This is a genomic window from Arthrobacter sp. Hor0625 (genome assembly GCF_052567525.1).
Genome location: NZ_CP199586.1, coordinates 2132116 through 2149892 on the forward strand (window position 1 = coordinate 2132116; position 17777 = coordinate 2149892).

A 17777-nucleotide genomic window follows, 5' to 3' on the forward strand; every position below is an offset into this window, starting at 1 on the left:
GAACCAGTGAGGGTTGGGAAAGGCCGGAGCCTTCCCCAACCCTCACTTGGTGGATCGCGGGAGTACTACTTGGAGCAGGTACCCGCGGTCGTGGTTCCGTCTGCCGCGGTGGTCGAGGCGGACATGGTGCCACCCTTGACGCTGCACGCGACGTTATCGAAAGTGGTCTTCAGGTTTCCGCCGAGCATGGTGACCGCGACGATGATGACGACGGCGATGAGGGAGACCATGATGCCGTATTCGACGGCGGTCGCGCCGCGCTGGTCGCGGCGAAGGCGGTTTGCGATGGTGGAGAAGAAGGAACGCATTGGTGACTCCTGAGCGAGTTGGGCGGCTGGCCCTGCACCAGCACTGCAAGGAACTTAGCAACCGCCGACACGCCGGGAATCCGACTTTCGAACAACCTGTGCCAAGACTTCCCAAACTGCACATTTCCTGTACATTCCCTGCGCGGATCCTGCGCTCGACCCGCTCCGCCGCAGAACGGCCGCGGATCCCACGCCCAAAGTCCGGACACAAGAGGACCCCCTTGGCTCTGGGTACCAAGGGGGTCCGGTCTAGGGCGGTCCGAGGTCGGGCCGCGTGTTACTTATTGGCGAAAACCTCCATGATGCTCATGACCGTTGGGCCCAGCACCACAATGAACAGGGTCGGCAGGATGGTGAAGATCAGCGGAAAAAGCATCTTGACCGGCATCTTCATGGCGTGTTCTTCGGCCCGCTGGCGGCGCTTCACGCGCATATCCTTCGCCTGCGCGTTCAACACGTTCGCGATGGCGATTCCGTAGGCATCGGCCTGGACCACGGCCCGGACGAAGGACCGCAGATCCGGCACGTCCACGCGCTGGGCCATCGCCAGATACGCTTCCTTGCGGGAACGGCCCACCTGGATGTCCTGCAGCGTGCGGATCAATTCTTCGGCCAGCGGGCCCTTGCCGTTTTGACCGGCCCGGGCCATGGCGGTTTCGAAGCCCAATCCCGCTTGGACCGAGATGAGCATCTGGTCCAGCGCGTCCGGCAGCTCAAGCTTGATCCGCTGGCGGCGCTTTTGGGCGTGGTTCCGCAGGAGAATGTCCGGGACAAAGTAGGCAAGAACGGTCACGGCCACCATGAGGAAAACATTGCCGGTTGTGGGCTTTCCTGCCACAAGGAAGATCCCAAGTATCGCCCCGGCGAGGGCCAGCAGGGGCTTGACCATGATGACGCGGCCCAGTGGCCACTCCTTGGGCCGGCCCGCACCGGCGAGCTGCTTGTCCAGCCACGCGGTGTACCCCTTGGGCGTCATCTTCCGGGTCAGGGCCGCGAAGTGGCCCGACGCGGACAGCACCGAACCGGCGTCCTGTGGGCCGCGCCCGAGGTTTGCCTGAACGTTGCGCAATCCGGCACGATCCCCGGTGAAGGCGAGCCAGGTCATGATCGACAGCGGAGCGACAACCGCCAGGATTGCTGCGTAAGCAATGGTTTGCACGGAGTCTCCTTCCTCAGAACTTCGGCTTGACGAGTCGGCTGAGCCAGAAGCCACCGGCTGCCAGCAGGAGCAGGGCTGCTGTGATCATCAGGTAGCCCGGCAGGGTCGTCAGGAAAACTTTCGAGTACAGCGGGTTGAATAGTGTCAGCAGCGTGAACATCAGGACGGGCAGCGCCATGAGGACCATGGCGGACATCCGTCCCTCAGCGCTCAATGCCCTGACCTGGCCCCGGATCTGGTTGCGGTCCCGAATGGTCTCGCCTACATGGTCCAGGACCTGGGCAAGGTCACCGCCCACTTCACGGTGTATTTCTATGGCCCGGGTAATGGAGGCGAAGTCCTCATTGTTGGTTCGGAGGGCGACGTCGGCGAGGGATTCGCCAAGGTCGCGGCCAATCCGGGTCTCATTGACCACCCGGTTGAGTTCCTCCTTCATTGGCGCCTCCGACTCTTCGGCCGCGGCATCCACCGACCGCAGGAGGCTGTGCCCGGCCCGCAAACCGCCCGCGAGCATCTGCAGCGAGTCCGGAACCTGTTCGTCGAACTTCTTGCGTCGACGGGAGACCATCAGGTTGAGGAACAAGATGAGGCCTACAGGCGTCACCACGAGCAGCAACACCGCCAGCCCTCCGCCTGCCAGAAGATAGCCAATGACCGTCGCCGCCAAGGTGACCGCCCCAGCCATCAGCAGGTAGTCGCCCGGCTGCTTCTTCAGGCCGGCTCTGTCGAGCTTCTCCCGGCTGAGGAGTCCAGGTCCCCGGTTCCGCAGACCTTGGTTCAGAGTGCTCACGGCCTGGTCCGTAAGCCGGGTGAGGTTGGAAGGCCGGGCGGCGGCCGATTCTGGCCGGCGCCGGGACAAAGGAACCGCCCGTGATTTGAATACGACGCCGACCAAGATTGCCAGGGCGGCGTAGGCCAGGACGAGGCCGGCAACGAACACAAGAGGGGACTGGTCCAGCATCACTACCGCCCCCTGACTGGCGTGGCGCCGAACACGGCCGGTGAGATCGGAATGCCGAGCTCGGCGAAGCGATCCGTGAAGCGGGGCCGAACACCAGTAGGGATGGGCTTGCCCAGGAACCGTCCATGGGCATCCACGCCGGCTGAGTAGTCGAACATGAACGCGTCCTGGAGGGTGACGACGTCGCCCTCCATGCCCTGGACCTCCGTAATGTGGGTGACCCGGCGGGAGCCGTCCCGGAGGCGGGAGACATGCACGATCAGGTTCACGGCCGAGGCCACCTGTTCGCGCACAGCCCGCAGTGGCAGGTCCATGCCAGCCATCAGCACCAACGTTTCCAGCCGGGCGACGGCGTCCCTCGGGGAGTTCGCATGGACGGTCGAGATGGACCCGTCATGGCCGGTATTCATGGCCTGCAGCATGTCCAGGCATTCGCCGCCGCGGACCTCGCCGACCACGATGCGGTCCGGCCGCATGCGGAGTGAGTTACGGACAAGGTCCCTGATGGAGATCTCGCCCTTGCCCTCGATGTTTTGCGGTCGGCTTTCCAGCCGGACCACGTGGTCCTGCTGCAGTTGTAGTTCCACGGCGTCCTCGATCGTCACGATCCGGTCGGCGCCCGGGATGAACGAGGAGAGGACGTTCAGCAGCGTGGTCTTGCCGGTGCCCGTGCCGCCCGAAACGATGATGTTCAACCGTGCCTGCACGCAGGCCTGCAGCAGCTCCGCCATCTCTGGTGACAAGCTGCCCATCGAGATCAGGTCATGGACTGTCAGCGGATCGCGGCCGAACTTCCTGATGGTCAGGGCGGGGCCGTTGACAGCGAGCGGCGGGATAATCGCGTTGACGCGGGACCCATCGGCCAGTCGGGCGTCCACCAGGGGGGAGGACTCGTCAATGCGGCGTCCGACGTTTGAGACGATCCGCTCGATGACCCGCCTCAGGGCGTCGTCCGAGGTGAACTTCGCGTCCGTGAGCTGGAGGTGCCCCTGGCGCTCGACGTAGATCTGGTCAAAGCGGTTGACCATGACCTCGGTGACCGTCGGGTCGTCCAGGAAGCGCTGGATCGGACCGTGGCCCAGCACGTCGTCGATGATTTCCCGGATCAGCCGCTGCCGCTCGACCGGGGTGAGGGGGATCTGCTCCTCATCCACGACCGCCTTGAGCTCATCCTTGACCGTCTGGTGGAGTTCCGTTTCGTCAACCGACGAATCGGTGATGCGCGAGCCAAGCCGTTCAAAGAGTGCCTGGCTGGCGCGTTCCTTGAGCGCTGTCAGTGCTTCGCTGGCGACGGACGCCGTCTGCTGCAGGTCATCGAATCCTGGTTGAGCCTCGGCGGCGGTCTTGGCCTCATGGATCCGGCCCAGCGTGGCCGGTACGACGCTGGAAGCGAAGACGTTCTGGCCGGGCACCTCCGGCGGTGCGGCTGGTGTGCCTCCGCGCAGTTGCTGGAAACGATCGGTGAGACTCACTGGACTACCGCCCTTCGATGGAGTTGCTTGTGCGGCCTGGCCTCCCACTCGGGCTTGAACCGCTCGACCAGTTGGCGCAGGCCCTTGAGGGCGGCGTCCCGACTGCCGTCCTGCAGGATGGGGACGCCTTTATTGGTGGAGAACGGCAACGTCCGGGATCGCGGCAGGACCACGTCCACCGGGGCTCCGACGGTCGCCTCGACGTCCTTGAGCGTTAGCCCGGCACGCCGGTCCGCCATGTTCAGCACGATGTGCCGGTGGGCAGGAACCAGGTTGAGCTCGTCCAGGATTCGGAACCCGGTCCGCATGCCCCGGATGCTGGGAACGTCCATACCGCAGATCCAGACGGCGTCGGTGGCCTGTTCCAGTGTGGCCAGGACGTGCTCGCCCAGCCCCGGGGCGGTGTCCACCACGATGTAGCGGAACTCCTTCCGCAGCTGCTCCAGCAAATGGGAGACATGGGCCGCGCTGATCCGGTCCATTTCCACCGGGGTGCGTGGGGCGCACAGGGCGTAGATTCCGGCCGGGTGGACGGTCAGGTAGGTTTTCAGCACCATGGAGTCCTGGCTGGCTGCTCCCATGACTGCGTCGGTGATGGTGAACTCCGGCTCCAGCAGCAAGCCGCTGGCCACGTCGCCGAACTGCAGGTCGAGATCGACGATCACCACGCCCATCGGAGCAATTTTTCCCAGCCCCACCGCGATATTGGTGGCCACTGTCGTTTTTCCGACGCCGCCCTTGGGCGACATCACGGCAATCACCCGTCCGGCGCCGTGGTCGGCGTGTTCGGTGGTCTGGGGGCCGAGTCCGCGGCGGCGGCCGGCAGCGGCGAGGCTGGCCCGCTCCAGCATGACCCGGATGGTGTCCGGGTCAGCTCCGGGGTCCAGCAGATCGCGGACACCGGCACGCATTGCCTGCACCACCGTGTCCGGGTCTGCCGTGACGGCCAGAACGACGCTGATCTCCGGGTACTGAAGGTCCACCACAGCGGCCAGCTTGAGCGAGTCTGTCACCGGCACCCCCGGCCCAAGGATCAGGACCTCGGGCGGCTCGCCGACCATTTGGCGCATGATGTCGGCCGGCCCCTCGGGCAGGTAGTCGGCTTTGAAGACGTGGAGTTCCCCGTGCATGCCGCTGACGGCGAGCCGGACCAGGCGCTCGAAGTCGGCATTGGGCGTGATCAGGACGAAGCGGCTCATCGGAACAACCTCGACGAATCCACGTAGCTGGCACCGGTTTCGGCCGCATTCTGCGGTTCCTTGGAGAGGTACACCTTGCCGAACTCCGCGGCGAAGACGATGCGCTCTGCGTCTGCAGAGTTGCGGGCGAGGGTAATCAGGTACGTGCGGTCGCTCGGGACCTTGGTGCTGGAGCTGCCCGTAGTCGAGGAAGCCTGGGTCGTGCCGGCCGTGCCGGCCGTGCCGGCGGCAGTCTGGGCCGCAGCACCGTCGCTGAACTGGGCCGCGGTGACCAGGACTTTGTGGAAGCTCAGCTGCGTCTTGCTGGCTTTCTGCCCGTTGGCCCCGGCGGTAGCTGATTCCAGGGAAAGGAAGACGCCGACCGTGTCACCGGCGTTCACCTTTCCGCCGGCTACCCGTTCGATCGGTAGCTTCAGGGTGAGTTCTTGCAGTCCGGCCGGGACCTGGACCCTGGAGGGGCCGAGGAACGACTGTTCGTCCACCATACGACTGGAGATCAGCTGTTCCCCGGGTACCAAGGCGACGGCTGCAACCTTTGACCCAAGCGAAGCGAGGTCCGTGACCGTGTTGCTGGCCAGCGCCGCCTTTGGTACTTCCTTGCGAGAAACGGAGGCAGCGATCTTGTCGGCAGTTGCGCCGGCCGGAATGGCCTGCTGCACGACATAGACGCTTTCGGTTTCTGTGCCGGCCATTGCGCGTTTATCAGCATTTTGTACATAAGAGACCAATAAGACGGTTCCAATAATTGCCACAATTAGTGCGGCGATGCCCCCCAGCAGGCGTGTTTTCATTTCAACCCCTTAGAAATTAATTATCTGATGAGCCGGATATTCACGGTTCCGAGGTCCGGGCCGGTACCCGGGGTCCCCCCTGCCTCGCCGATGGATTCAAATCGGATAAATTGGCCGATGATGCCGCGGCAGCTTCCGGTGCATGCATTGGCGGGACTGCCCACCCAGGGCATCGTTTCCCGGAAGACCTCGGGTGTGCCGCCGCCGGAGAAGGCCCAGCCGATGATCTTGAAGGTCGCGTAACCGCGGATGTGGAACCAGCCGCCGTGGCCGGTACCGCCGGCGTCGTCATAGACCGGGAAGGTCGCCTCCACGCTTCCCCCGGCGAGGATCGTGTTCCGCCAGCCAGTGACAATGGCGGTGCAACTGCCCGGGAAGTTGGCCCCGGTGTCGGTGTCCGCGATGTCGCCGGCGTCGGTGGTGGCAACGCAGGTCCCGCTGTCGTCCAACCAGCCGAAGCCACCTGGAATAACGTGCCCCGAGGTTGATGTGCAGGTTCCGCTGCCGGGCTTGTATTTGATCAGCTGGACCTCTCCGGTCTCTTCCGCCCCGGAGAGGTCGTACTGGCAATCGGAGATGGCCAACGGGAACGCGGTCGCTCCGCCAAGCGGTTCGATCACCGCGGTGGCGCGCGCCCCTACCGTCACCGGCGGGGCGTTCAGCGCATTGGCGAACAATTGGGTGAGGAAGCCTGCGCCGCTGGTGCCGTTGAGGGTCGACGTGGCTACCGTGACCTGGTTGGGAACAGTAAGGTCCACCGAGTCGACTGCCGTGGCCCCGTCATTGGAGTTCCCCGCGGTCATCTCCTGGGCCCAGGGAAGAGCCTGAATCGGGCAATCGGCCGGCGTGTTGTGGCACTGCTGCGCAGTGGCCATGGCCGCCGCATCTGCGGCGTTCTGCAGTTGGGCCCTTTCGGCATAGATCTGGCCGACGTCCACCGCCATAGCCCCGGCCCCGAGAAGGACCACCATCATGACCGCGACCAGGACGCCAGCGGCGCCGCGCTCCTTCTCGCTCTTCCTGGTCACCCGCCGCATCGCATGGCTCCTACGCCCGTCATGGTCAGCGTGCCGCCCAACAGCCCTGTGAGGGTGTTAGCGGTATAGGTGACGGTGACATTCGCGGTCAGCCCCTCGGCGCAGGCGCCCGGGGCGAAGGCGAAGGTGAAGGCCGCCGGATCCAACCCGGGGGCGCCGGCGGTGGCGGCGGTCCGGGCAAGTGCCTGGTCGTTCTCGATGGCCATGGTGCGGGCTGCCTCGCGGGCGGCCTGGGTGACCGAGATCTGCAGGTTGTAGGCGTGAGCGAATTCGACGATGCCGCCCACCAGGGCCAGCAGGACGGGTGCCACGAGGGCGAACTCGACGGCGGCGGCCCCCCGCTCGGACCGTCCGACGCCCGCTTCGGGCGCCCGAGTAGTGCTGCGCTTCATTGCTTCCCCCCAGGGATCGATGCAGCTGGTGTTGAAAACTAGTTAGAGAACGCGGGTGCCGCGTCCGCGCTTGGCGGACGCGGCACATCGGGTGCGGAGACGCTCGACCGGGAGACCTCCAGCCGGCGAGGATCGAAGCCGGCTACGGAGCCGCCGGCGCGCGCCACCCGTCCACGACTCCACCGAGATCGTTGAACCAGTCGCTCAGCGCTGTGCCAAAGACGGTTGCGCCACCGATGACCAGGAACGCGATGAAGGCCACGAGCAGCGAGTATTCCGTCGCGGTGGCGCCCTTTTCCGATTCGAGCTTGTCCTTGACGCCGGCGACAAAAGCGAGCATTGAAACCATGAGACCAGTCATTGAATTAATCCTTTTCCAGAGTTTTTGAATGAACTGCGGAATTCCAGCAAATCCCCTTTTGCCATCCTTCGGACTTCCGCTGGAACAACAGTTGCACGCTCATTTGCGGCGCGGCAACGCATTGCACTACTCGTCTTTCGGAGGCCGAAAATGGCGAATCACCTAGGGCTAATTTCGGCGGTACTCAGTCGGCGATCTGGAATGGGCGCGGACTACTTGGTTTGATACGGCTGCTTACTAATGTGAGCCGAGGTGAGGCAGTGACGCCTGTTACGGGAGCAACAGGATGACTGCAAGCCCGGCGGCGAGCATGGAGGGGCCGTAGGCCACCTCTTGGGGCTTGTTTCCGCGGTTCTTCAGCATCAGGAACACGGAGGTCAGGCCGCCCGCCACGAAGGCGAAGGCGCCACCGTAGAACAGCTGCGTCCAGCCTAGGTAGCCTAAGTACAGCCCAAGTGGTGCGGCCAGCTTCACGTCACCCATTCCGAGGCCGTTCCGGCTCGTTAGAGCCAAAAAAAGATAGAAAAGGAACAGCATTCCGGACCCGGCGGCTCCGCGAAGCAGGTCCCCGGCCGAACCATGGAACAAAGCGGCAGCAGCCAGGAGTGCCAGGCCGGCAACCAGCAGCGGGCCGACCAGCCGGTTCGGCAACAGGTGGTGCGCGATGTCGATCCGTGCCAGTTGCACGGCGAAGACTCCGAGCAGGACATAGGCGGGCAGTTCCGGGGCGCTGCCGAACCGCCAAGCGAGCAGCGCGGAGACCGCCGCCGTGGCTGCCGTCGTCACGGCCAGCTGCCGGGCGGACGTGCTGCCAGCGATGCGGGGGAGGGCGCGCCTGATCAAGGGCTCCGCGATAAGCGCCAGGCACGCGCCGGCGAGAGCGGCCGCGGCGACCAGGAGCAGCGGTGCAGAGCCTGGAAGGGCGGGAAGGGGCACGGTACCTCCGAGGGCGCTGCGGACCGGGATCGGGCGGCCGGCGGATTGGGACCGGGCCGGACACCCTATTTTGACCCACGCACAGGGCTTCCGCTATTCTTGGTAGTCGTTGTGCGTGTCCTATCTCGATGATGCGTGTCCGCTTGAGAATCCGGTTGCAGGATAACTACTCAACGTGCACATTCGAGACCACAGGATGACTGGTTACATAGAGCCCTCACCTCTGTTCCGGTAGCGCATAGATAGTAGGCGCACCCTCGCGTGACGCCTAAAACAAGAACGCCAGAACAAGAACGAGGCAAACACCGTGCGTACGTACACCCCGAAGCCCGGCGATATCAACCGCCAGTGGCACGTCATTGACGCCACCGACGTTGTCCTTGGTCGTCTTGCCAGCCAGACCGCAATCCTGCTGCGCGGCAAGCACAAGGCCACCTTTGCGTCCCACATGGACATGGGCGACTTCGTCATCATCATCAACGCCGAGAAGGTTGCCCTCACCGGCGCCAAGCTGGAGCAGAAGCGCGCATACCGCCACTCCGGCTACCCGGGCGGCCTGACCAGCGTTAACTACGCGGAGCTGCTGGAATCCAACCCGGTCCGCGCCGTGGAGAAGGCCATTAAGGGCATGCTCCCGAAGAACTCGCTCGCTGCCCAGCAGCTGGGCAAGCTGAAGGTGTACCGCGGTGCAGAGCACCCGCACGCCGCCCAGCAGCCCAAGACTTTCGAAATCACCCAGGTCGCCCAGTAGTCCTGGCCACCAAACAACTTATTAACACAAGGAGAACCGTGGCTCAGAACGAAGAGACCACCGAAGCCGTCGAGGCTGAGGAAAACCTGACCAGCTACACCTCGGAGAGCGGTGCTGCAGACGCAGCAGCTCCGAAGAAGGAACGTCCGGCACTGACCGTCGCCGGCGCAGCTGTTGGCCGCCGCAAGGAAGCCGTTGCACGCGTTCGCGTCGTGCCGGGCTCCGGCAAGTGGACCATCAACGGCCGCGAGCTGTCGAACTACTTCCCGAACAAGCTGCACCAGCAGGACGTCAACGAGCCCTTCAAGATCCTCGATCTCGAAGGCGCCTACGACGTCATCGCCCGCATCCACGGCGGTGGCCCCTCCGGCCAGGCCGGTGCACTGCGCCTCGGCATCGCCCGTTCGCTGAACGAGATCGACGTCGAGAACAACCGCGCCACCCTGAAGAAGGCCGGCTACCTCACCCGAGACGCCCGCGTCATCGAGCGTAAGAAGGCCGGTCTCAAGAAGGCCCGCAAGGCTCAGCAGTACTCCAAGCGCTAGCCAGCGCTGGAATTGGAGGCCCGTCCCGCATTCTGCGGGGCGGGCTTCCGTCGTTTGACGCCCTTCGATGCCCTCGAAGCGGGACAAAAGTGCGCCATCGACTAAACTTGGGCACGATGTCTAGATTATTTGGAACAGATGGTGTCCGGGGCCTGGCAAACGGCCTGCTAACCGCCGAGTTGGCGCTGCAGCTGGCGCAGGCCGCCGCCGTCGTGCTTGGCCACGACCGCAACACCAACGGCACCCGGCCGCGGGCTGTCGTGGCCCGCGACCCGCGGGCCAGCGGCGAGTTCCTCGCGGCAGCCGTTGAAGCCGGGCTTTCCAGCTCCGGGATCGACGTCTTCGACGCAGGGGTCCTGCCCACGCCGGCTGCGGCCTACCTCGTGGCGGACCTCGACGCCGACTTCGGCGTGATGATCTCCGCCTCCCACAACCCGGCGCCGGACAATGGCATCAAGTTCTTCGCCCGGGGCGGCCAGAAGCTGCCGGACGACGTCGAGGACGCGATCGAGGAGCAGCTCGCGAAAGAGCCCTTCCGCCCCGTCGGCGGGGAAGTCGGCCGCATCCAGCGGTTCTCCGACGCCGAAGACCGGTACATCGTGCACCTGTTGCAGACCCTCCCGCACCGCCTGGAGGGCCTCAAAGTCGTGCTGGACTGCGCCCACGGCGCGGCCAGCGGCTGCTCGCCCCAGGTCTTCAAACACGCCGGCGCGGACGTCGTCGTCATCGGCGCCGAACCGGACGGGCTCAACATCAATGACGGTGTGGGGTCCACGCACCTTGGTCCGCTGAAGCAGGCAGTCCTCGATCACGGAGCGGACCTGGGCATCGCGCACGACGGCGACGCGGACCGCTGCCTGGCCGTGGACCACGAAGGCAACGAGGTGGACGGCGACGAGATCATGGCCATCCTCGCCGTGGCACTCAAGGCCTCCGGCAAACTCAAGGACGACGTGCTCGTGGCCACGGTCATGAGCAACCTCGGGCTCAAAATCGCCCTGCGCGAGGCGGGCATCAGCCTCCGGGAGACCGGGGTGGGGGACCGTTACGTGCTCGAAGGCATGCGCGACGGCGGCTTCAACCTTGGCGGCGAGCAGTCCGGGCACGTCATCTTCGCCGACTACGCCACGACCGGCGACGGCGTCCTCACCGGCCTCCAGCTGGCCGCGCAGGTGGCCCTCACGGGCCGCCCGCTCAAGGACCTGGCCACGGTGATGACCAAGCTCCCGCAGGTCCTGATCAACGTCAAGGGCGTCGACCGCACCCGGGTGAAGGGCGACCAGACCGTGGCGGAAGCCGTGGCCCGGGCCGAGGCCCGGCTTGGCGAAACCGGCCGCGTGCTGCTCCGCCCTTCCGGCACCGAACCCGTCGTCCGGGTCATGGTGGAGGCCGCGGATCAGGAGACGGCGCAGGAAATCGCCGAAGGGCTGGCCCAGGTGGTCCGCACGGAACTGGCCCTCGAGCTGGTTTCCGACTAGACCCCCACAGCACTGTGGCCCGCTTCCGTCTGGAAGCGGGCCACAGTGCGTTACGGGGAGTTTAGCGGGTGCGGGTCAGGGCGTCCCGGATCTCGGTGAGCAAGGCGATCTGCGGATCCTCGGCCGACTCTTCCTTGACGTCCGCGTCGATGCCGAGCTTGCGGTTGCGGTGTTCGATCATGTGGTTCATCGGCAGCACGACCACAAAGTAGACGGCGGCCGCAATCAGCAGGAACGAAATGACGCTGGAAATGACGGAGCCGTACTTGAAGCCCTCCCACGCCATGTCTTCGATGCCTTTGGCGTTGAACAGCCGGCCGATCAGCGGGGTGAGTAGTCCTTCCACAATGGAGGTCACGACGGCGCCGAAGGCGGCACCCATGACGACGGCGACGGCAAGGTCCACGACGTTGCCCTTCATGATGAAGTTCTTGAATCCTGTCAGCATGCTGCCCACGCTAGCCCGGGAGTGGAGGATTCAGCGGTAGGCTGGCGCCGCTTCGAGCCCAAAGTACTCCTCGAGGGTGGCGATGCCCCGGGCGTGCATGTCGCCGGCAGCCTCGACCCCGACGTAGCGGAGGTGCCACGGCTCGTAGTAGTAGCCCGTCGTGGGGTGCTCCATCCAGGGGTAGCGGACCACGAAGCCGAAGCGGTAGGCGTTGGCCTTGACCCAGACGGCTGCGGGCTGCTGGGCGAAGCAGGGCTGGAAGCTGCAGGCGCCGCCGCCGTCCCCGATGTCGAAGGACCAGCCAGTCTGGTGCTCGGAGTATCCCGGCCGGGCGGAGGCCGTGTCGGCCTCGGCGCGTCCCCGGGAATTGACGTAGCCGTTGTACGTCGCCGTCTGGGTGGCGAAGGAGCGGTAACCGCTTGCCAGGGTCACAACGACGCCGGCAGCCGCCGCCGCGGCGAACATCCGGCCCGCGGCGGCCGCCGTCGTGCTATTCAGCAGCGCAGCCTCGCCCGAAACCGCCAGCCGGACCGGCGGCTGCACCAGATCCGGCGGCACGAAGGTGACGGGGGACAGCGGCCTGTGCTTGTTGACCACGACCCACGGACTGGCCGGATCCGTCAGCGAGTACTTCCTGCCGGGTGCCGAACTGGCCGGAGCCGACGGTGACGGCGCAGAAGAGGGCGGTGCGGAAGAGGACGGAGCCGACGGGGACGCCGTGGGGCTGGCCGCTCCGGTCTTCCCCGCGGGGGCTGCCGTGGAGGTGCCGGACGCGGTAGCGGCGGGGGAGCCGCTCGCCGGCCCGGTGGGGGCTGACGGGCTCCCAGTTGGCACGCCTGTGCCGGAGCCCGTTGCCGCCGGCGGGCGGGCCGGGTCGCAGGCGGTCAGCGCCGCCAGCGCGGATCCTGCTGCGAGGAACATGCCGAACGCCCTCCGGCTCGGCGGCCGGCCGGGCGCATCAGGGCCGGTGTCGTGGCACATCTGGGCTAGACCTTGCGGAGGAGCATGCGGCGGATGGAGTGGTCGGCGTCCTTGGTCAGCACCAGCTGGGCGCGGCCCCGCGTGGGGAGGACGTTTTCTTCCAGGTTCGGCTCATTGATCCGCTTCCAGATGTCCCGGGCGGTCTGCTCGGCCTCGCTGTCTGAAAGTGTCGCGTAGCGGTGGAAGTAGGACTCCGGCTGGGCGAACGCCGTGGTCCGCAGTTTGCGGAACCGGTCCACGTACCACTCCTCGATGTAGGAGGTCTTCGCGTCCACGTAAATGGAGAAGTCAAAGAAGTCGCTCAGCGCCAGGCCCTGCCGGCCGTCATACCGGGGCCGTGCCGGCGCCAACACGTTCAGGCCCTCGACGATCAGCACGTCCGGCCGGCGGACCACGACTTCCCGACCTGGCACGATGTCGTAGGTGACGTGGGAGTACCACGGTGCGCGGACTTCCTCCGCTCCGCTCTTGACCTCGCTGACGAACCGGAGCAGGGACCGGCGGTCGTACGACTCCGGAAAGCCCTTGCGGTCCAGCAGCTGGCGGCGCTTGAGCTCGGCGAGCGGGTAAAGGAAGCCGTCGGTGGTGATCAACTCCACGTTCGGGGTGCCCGGCCAGCGCCGGAGCATCTCGCGCAGCACGCGGGCAATGGTGGACTTGCCGACCGCCACCGAACCGGCGACGCCGATCACGAAGGGGGTGCGCTGGGTCTGCTCGCCCAGGAAGGTCGTGGTGGCAGCGTGCAGCTGGTTGGCGGCCTCGACGTAGAGGTGCAGCAGCCGGGACAGCGGGAGATAGACCTCGCGGACCTCCTTCATGTCCAGGGGGTCGCCCAGGCCGCGGAGGCGGAGCACGTCCTCTTCATTGAGGGGCTGCTCCATCTGGGCAGCGAGCCGGGACCAGGTCTGCCGGTCCAGCTCTACGAACGGGGAGGCCCCCTCGCCGTTCGCGTCGTTGCGTTGCAAAGTCACCCTAGAGATTCTGCCCTTGACATCGCCCAGAGCGAAATGGAAGCGCCGTCCGACAGCCGCCGGACTTGCTCGCCGGACGCCGGATGGCCGGGAAACCAGTTAGGCTTGTGTCCATGTGTGGAATCGTTGGATATGTAGGCCACTCTGCGGGCCGGGGAAATACTGAACACAAGGCCTTGGATGTGGTCCTGGAGGGGCTGCGTCGGCTCGAGTACCGCGGCTATGACTCCGCAGGGATCGCCGTCGTGGCCGACGGCACCATCTCCTCGCGCAAGAAGTCAGGCAAACTGAGCAACCTGATCGCCGAGCTGGAGGCCCACCCGCTGCCCGACGCCGTGACCGGCATCGGCCACACCCGCTGGGCGACCCACGGCGGCCCCACGGATATGAATGCGCACCCGCACCTGTCCGATGGCGGCAAACTGGCGCTCATCCACAACGGCATCATCGAAAACTTCGCCGAGCTCAAGCAGGAACTCGTGGCCAAGGGCGTGACGTTCCTCTCCGAGACCGACACCGAGGTGGCCGCAGCGCTCATCGGCGACCTCTACCGCAACCACCTCGGGGGTGACAACGCCAACGGCGGCCTGACCAAGGCCATGGAGCTCGCCTGCCAGCGCCTCGAAGGCGCCTTCACGCTGCTCGCCGTGCACGCGGACCAGCCCGACGTCGTCGTGGCCGCCCGCCGCAACTCCCCGCTCGTGGTGGGCCTGGGCGAAGGCGAGAACTTCCTCGGCTCGGACGTCTCCGGCTTCATCGACTACACCCGCCGCGCCGTGGAGCTGGGCCAGGACCAGATCGTCACGATCACCGCCGACTCCGTCGCGATCACCGATTTCTTCGGCGCCCCGGCCGAGGGCAAGGAATACTACGTCAACTGGGACCCCGCCTCCGCGGAAAAGGGCGGCTTCCCGTCCTTCATGGAGAAGGAAATCCACGACCAGCCGGACGCCGTGCTGCAGACCCTGCTGGGCCGCTCCGACGTCGACGGCAAGCTGACCCTCGATGAGCTCCGGATCGACACCGAACTGCTCAAGAGCGTCGACAAGATCATCGTCCTGGCCTGCGGCACCTCCGCCTACGCCGGCCAGGTCGCCAAGTACGCCATCGAGCGCTGGTGCCGGATCCCCACCGAGGTCGAGCTCTCCCACGAGTTCCGGTACCGCGACCCGATCGTGGACGCCAACACCCTGATCGTCTCCATCTCGCAGTCCGGCGAGACCATGGACACCCTGATGGCCGTCCGCTACGCCAAGGAACAGGGCGCCAAGACGGTCTCCATCTGCAACACCAACGGCTCCACCATCCCGCGCGAATCCGACGCCGTGCTGTACACGCACGCCGGCCCGGAAATCGCGGTGGCCTCCACCAAGGCGTTCCTGGCCCAGATCGCGGCGGCGTACCTGCTGGGCCTGTACCTCGCCCAGCTGCGGGGGAACAAGTTCCAGGGCGAAATCAAGGATATCCTGGCCGACCTGGGCAAGGTGCCGGCCAAGATCCAGGAGATCCTGGACAACGCCGAGCAGATCAAGGAACTCGGCAAGGACATGGCGGATGCCAAGTCGGTGCTGTTCCTGGGCCGCCACGTCGGCTTCCCGGTGGCCATGGAAGGTGCGCTGAAGCTCAAGGAGCTCGCCTACATCCACGCCGAGGGCTTTGCCGCCGGTGAACTCAAGCACGGCCCGATCGCGCTGATCGAAGAGGGCCAGCCCGTGTTCGTGGTGGTCCCGTCCCCGCGCGGCCGCGACTCGCTCCACGCCAAGGTGGTCTCCAACATCCAGGAAGTCCGGGCCCGCGGCGCCAAGACCATCGTGATCGCCGAAGAGGGCGACGAGGCGGTCAAGGCCTACGCCGAGCACGTCATCTACATCCCGGAGACCCCGACCCTTCTGGCCCCGCTGCTGTCCACCGTCCCGCTGCAGATCTTCGCGCTCGCCCTCGCCAGCGCCAAGGGCTACGACGTGGACCAGCCGCGGAACCTGGCCAAGAGCGTGACCGTAGAATAGCCGCATGATTGTAGGCATCGGCGTTGACGTCGTAGACATTGAGCGGTTCGGCCGGCAGCTCGAGCGCACGCCCGGCCTGCGCGACAGGCTGTTCGTACCCGCGGAGCGGGAACTGAACACCCGGTCCTTGGCCGCGCGGTTCGCCGCCAAGGAGGCGGTCGCCAAGGTGCTCGGCGCCCCGGCCGGCATGAACTGGCAGGACTGCTGGATCGGCCTGGACCAGAACGGGCCCACGGTCCAGGTCAAAGGCACGGTGCTGGCCGTCGCTGAAGGGAAAGGCGTCAAGCGCTGGCACCTCTCGATCAGCCACGACGGCGGCATCGCCACCGCCACGGTGATCGCCGAGGGCTAGACACCATGATCAGCGCCTATACCGGAACCCGCATTCGAGAAACCGAGCGACGCCTTCTCGAGGCCAGTGCGGACCCCGGTATGGGCGCTGTTCTCATGCAGCGCGCAGCGCACGGTCTCGCCAACACGGTGATCCTCGAACTGCGCCGCCGCGGCCTGCGTCCCTACGGCTCCCGCGCCACCGTGCTCGCCGGCAAGGGCAACAACGGCGGGGACGGGCTGTATGCAGCTGCGCTGCTGGCCCGCCGGGGGCTGCGGACGACGGCGGTGCTCACCGCCGGTCAGGCGCACGCCGAGGCGCTGGCCGCCTTCCGCGCCGCCGGCGGGGAGGACACCGTCCTCACCGAGGCCAACGCCGGCGAGCTGGCCGGGGCGGCCGCCCGCGACGAGGCGATCATCGACGCGGTCCTGGGCACCGGCGCGCAGGGCGGCCTCCGCGGCCCGGCTGCCCGGCTGTTCGACGAACTGCAGCGGGACAGGGATCTGCAGCGGGCCGGAACGCGCGGCGGCCGCGGGTTCGTCGTCGCCTGCGACATCCCCAGCGGCGTCGACGCCAACACGGGCGAAGCGCACGGCCCCGTGCTGGCCGCTGACCTCACCGTGACCTTCGGCGCCGCGAAGGCCGGGCTGCTCGCCGACCCCGGCGCGGACTACACCGGCCGGCTGCGCATCATCCCGATCGGCATCGAAGACGCCCTGGAGCGGCCGGACCTGCGCCGGCTGGAGGCCGCCGACCTGGCCGTGCTGCTGCCGCACCCCGGCCGGCGTTCGCACAAATACTCCCGCGGCGTCCTCGGCGTCGTCGCCGGGTCCGCGCGCTATCCGGGCGCCGCCGTCCTCGCCTGCAAGGGCGCCCTCGCCGCCGGCGCCGGCATGGTCCGCTACGTCGGACCGCCCGAGGTCGCAGACCTGGTCCGGCAGTCCTGCCCCGAGGTGGTGTGCGGCTCCAGCGTCGCCGACGCCCACGTCCAGGCCTGGCTGCTCGGTCCCGGGCTCGACGACGGCGCCCACGAACAGCTCGAACGGGTCCGCGAAGCGGCGGGCGCCGGACTCCCCACCGTGGCCGACGCCGGCGCGCTGCCGGCTCTTCCCCGCGCACTGTCGGCCAGCACAATCCTGACCCCGCACGCCGGGGAACTGGCGAAGCTGCTGGAGCGGTACGGCGCCGCGCCGGGCCGCTCCGCCGTCGAAGACTCCACCCTGGCCGCCGCCCGGCAGGCCAGCGCGCTGACCGGCGCCTCCGTGCTGCTCAAGGGCGCCACGACCCTGGTAGCCGCCCCGTCCGGCTCGGTGTTCAGCCAGGCCGAAGCCAGTCCCTGGATGGCTTCGGCCGGCAGCGGCGACGTGCTGGCCGGAATCCTCGGGGCCCTGCTGGCCCAACTAGCGGGGGACCGGCACGCCTTCGGCCGGCGCGGCATCGACGAACCCGACCACTGGGCCGCCATCGCGGCACTGGCCGCCAGCCTGCACGGCCGGGCCGGGACACTGGCCTCGGGCGGCGGCCCGCTGACGGCGTCGGACATCGCCGCCCGCCTGCCGGAGGTCATCGCGGAACCGTAACAAAAGCACGCGCGGCATCCGCCCGGTCAATTAGTAACCTTACTTACAAGTAGTCTGTCTAGAGATAGTC

General features: G+C 66.7%; 19 protein-coding genes. 6 read left to right on the forward strand and 13 right to left on the reverse strand.

The window, feature by feature from the left end:
• Positions 1-65 precede the first annotated feature (65 nt).
• The 10 genes from ACTWLI_RS09900 to ACTWLI_RS09945 all read right to left on the reverse strand — a co-directional run bounded on the left by ACTWLI_RS09900 (position 66) and on the right by ACTWLI_RS09945 (position 8616).
• On the reverse strand, positions 66-308 hold the full coding sequence (locus ACTWLI_RS09900; RefSeq protein ID WP_445153703.1) for a Flp family type IVb pilin: 243 nt from the start codon (positions 306-308) through the stop codon (positions 66-68).
• Between the two features lie 277 nt (positions 309-585).
• Entirely contained in the window at positions 586-1467 is an 882-nt protein-coding gene (locus tag ACTWLI_RS09905; protein ID WP_445153704.1) for a type II secretion system F family protein, read from the reverse strand.
• Positions 1468-1480: 13 nt separating this feature from the next.
• A complete protein-coding gene (locus tag ACTWLI_RS09910) occupies positions 1481-2257 on the reverse strand; it encodes a type II secretion system F family protein (RefSeq protein ID WP_445153705.1) in 777 nt (258 codons plus the stop codon).
• Positions 2258-2430: 173 nt separating this feature from the next.
• Positions 2431-3900 carry a CpaF family protein gene (locus ACTWLI_RS09915; protein WP_445153706.1) on the reverse strand — a complete coding sequence of 490 codons (1470 nt, stop codon included), beginning with the start codon at positions 3898-3900 and terminating at the stop codon, positions 2431-2433.
• On the reverse strand, positions 3897-5099 hold the full coding sequence (locus tag ACTWLI_RS09920; protein WP_445153707.1) for an AAA family ATPase: 1203 nt from the start codon (positions 5097-5099) through the stop codon (positions 3897-3899). The genes ACTWLI_RS09915 and ACTWLI_RS09920 overlap by 4 nt, the downstream gene beginning before the upstream one ends.
• The gene (gene cpaB / locus ACTWLI_RS09925; protein WP_445153708.1) at positions 5096-5890 is read right to left on the reverse strand and encodes a Flp pilus assembly protein CpaB; all 795 of its coding nucleotides are present in this window, start codon (positions 5888-5890) and stop codon (positions 5096-5098) included. The genes ACTWLI_RS09920 and cpaB overlap by 4 nt, the downstream gene beginning before the upstream one ends.
• 20 nt (positions 5891-5910) lie before the next feature.
• A complete protein-coding gene (locus tag ACTWLI_RS09930) occupies positions 5911-6927 on the reverse strand; it encodes a pilus assembly protein TadG-related protein (protein ID WP_445153709.1) in 1017 nt (338 codons plus the stop codon).
• Positions 6915-7319 (reverse strand): TadE/TadG family type IV pilus assembly protein, encoded by a 405-nt coding sequence (locus tag ACTWLI_RS09935; protein ID WP_445153710.1) that lies wholly within the window; start codon positions 7317-7319, stop codon positions 6915-6917. The genes ACTWLI_RS09930 and ACTWLI_RS09935 overlap by 13 nt, the downstream gene beginning before the upstream one ends.
• Before the next feature lie 142 nt (positions 7320-7461).
• Positions 7462-7680 (reverse strand): Flp family type IVb pilin, encoded by a 219-nt coding sequence (locus ACTWLI_RS09940; RefSeq protein ID WP_445153711.1) that lies wholly within the window; start codon positions 7678-7680, stop codon positions 7462-7464.
• Positions 7681-7950: 270 nt separating this feature from the next.
• The gene (locus tag ACTWLI_RS09945) at positions 7951-8616 is read right to left on the reverse strand and encodes a prepilin peptidase (RefSeq protein WP_445153712.1); all 666 of its coding nucleotides are present in this window, start codon (positions 8614-8616) and stop codon (positions 7951-7953) included.
• A gap of 307 nt (positions 8617-8923) precedes the next feature.
• Here ACTWLI_RS09945 and rplM point away from each other — a divergent pair, with 307 nt between their 5' ends.
• The 3 genes from rplM (at position 8924) to glmM (ending at position 11390) form a co-directional block, all read left to right on the forward strand.
• Positions 8924-9367 (forward strand): 50S ribosomal protein L13, encoded by a 444-nt coding sequence (gene rplM, locus ACTWLI_RS09950; RefSeq protein WP_015937805.1) that lies wholly within the window; start codon positions 8924-8926, stop codon positions 9365-9367.
• A 38-nt stretch (positions 9368-9405) separates the two neighbouring features.
• Complete coding sequence (rpsI, locus tag ACTWLI_RS09955) at positions 9406-9912, forward strand: 30S ribosomal protein S9 (protein WP_056737844.1); 507 nt, start codon at positions 9406-9408, stop codon at positions 9910-9912.
• 116 nt (positions 9913-10028) lie between these two features.
• Positions 10029-11390 (forward strand): phosphoglucosamine mutase, encoded by a 1362-nt coding sequence (gene glmM, locus ACTWLI_RS09960; protein ID WP_445153713.1) that lies wholly within the window; start codon positions 10029-10031, stop codon positions 11388-11390.
• A gap of 61 nt (positions 11391-11451) precedes the next feature.
• Here the strand turns inward: glmM and mscL are convergent, their stop codons facing one another.
• The 3 genes from mscL to coaA all read right to left on the reverse strand — a co-directional run bounded on the left by mscL (position 11452) and on the right by coaA (position 13790).
• Positions 11452-11838, reverse strand: a complete 387-nt coding sequence (mscL, locus tag ACTWLI_RS09965) for a large conductance mechanosensitive channel protein MscL (RefSeq protein WP_445153714.1) — start codon at positions 11836-11838, stop codon at positions 11452-11454.
• A 30-nt stretch (positions 11839-11868) separates the two neighbouring features.
• The gene (locus ACTWLI_RS09970; protein WP_445153715.1) at positions 11869-12435 is read right to left on the reverse strand and encodes a M15 family metallopeptidase; all 567 of its coding nucleotides are present in this window, start codon (positions 12433-12435) and stop codon (positions 11869-11871) included.
• A gap of 389 nt (positions 12436-12824) precedes the next feature.
• Positions 12825-13790, reverse strand: coding sequence for a type I pantothenate kinase (coaA, locus tag ACTWLI_RS09975; protein WP_445153716.1), 966 nt, complete (start codon positions 13788-13790; stop codon positions 12825-12827).
• Positions 13791-13903: 113 nt separating this feature from the next.
• Between coaA and glmS the strand changes: the two genes are divergently transcribed.
• The 3 genes from glmS to ACTWLI_RS09990 are packed head-to-tail and all read left to right on the forward strand — an operon-like array spanning position 13904 to position 17707.
• Positions 13904-15796, forward strand: coding sequence for a glutamine--fructose-6-phosphate transaminase (isomerizing) (gene glmS, locus ACTWLI_RS09980; RefSeq protein ID WP_445153717.1), 1893 nt, complete (start codon positions 13904-13906; stop codon positions 15794-15796).
• A gap of 4 nt (positions 15797-15800) precedes the next feature.
• The gene (locus tag ACTWLI_RS09985) at positions 15801-16148 is read left to right on the forward strand and encodes a holo-ACP synthase (protein WP_445153718.1); all 348 of its coding nucleotides are present in this window, start codon (positions 15801-15803) and stop codon (positions 16146-16148) included.
• 5 nt (positions 16149-16153) lie between these two features.
• On the forward strand, positions 16154-17707 hold the full coding sequence (locus ACTWLI_RS09990) for an NAD(P)H-hydrate epimerase (protein WP_445153719.1): 1554 nt from the start codon (positions 16154-16156) through the stop codon (positions 17705-17707).
• Positions 17708-17777 lie beyond the last annotated feature (70 nt).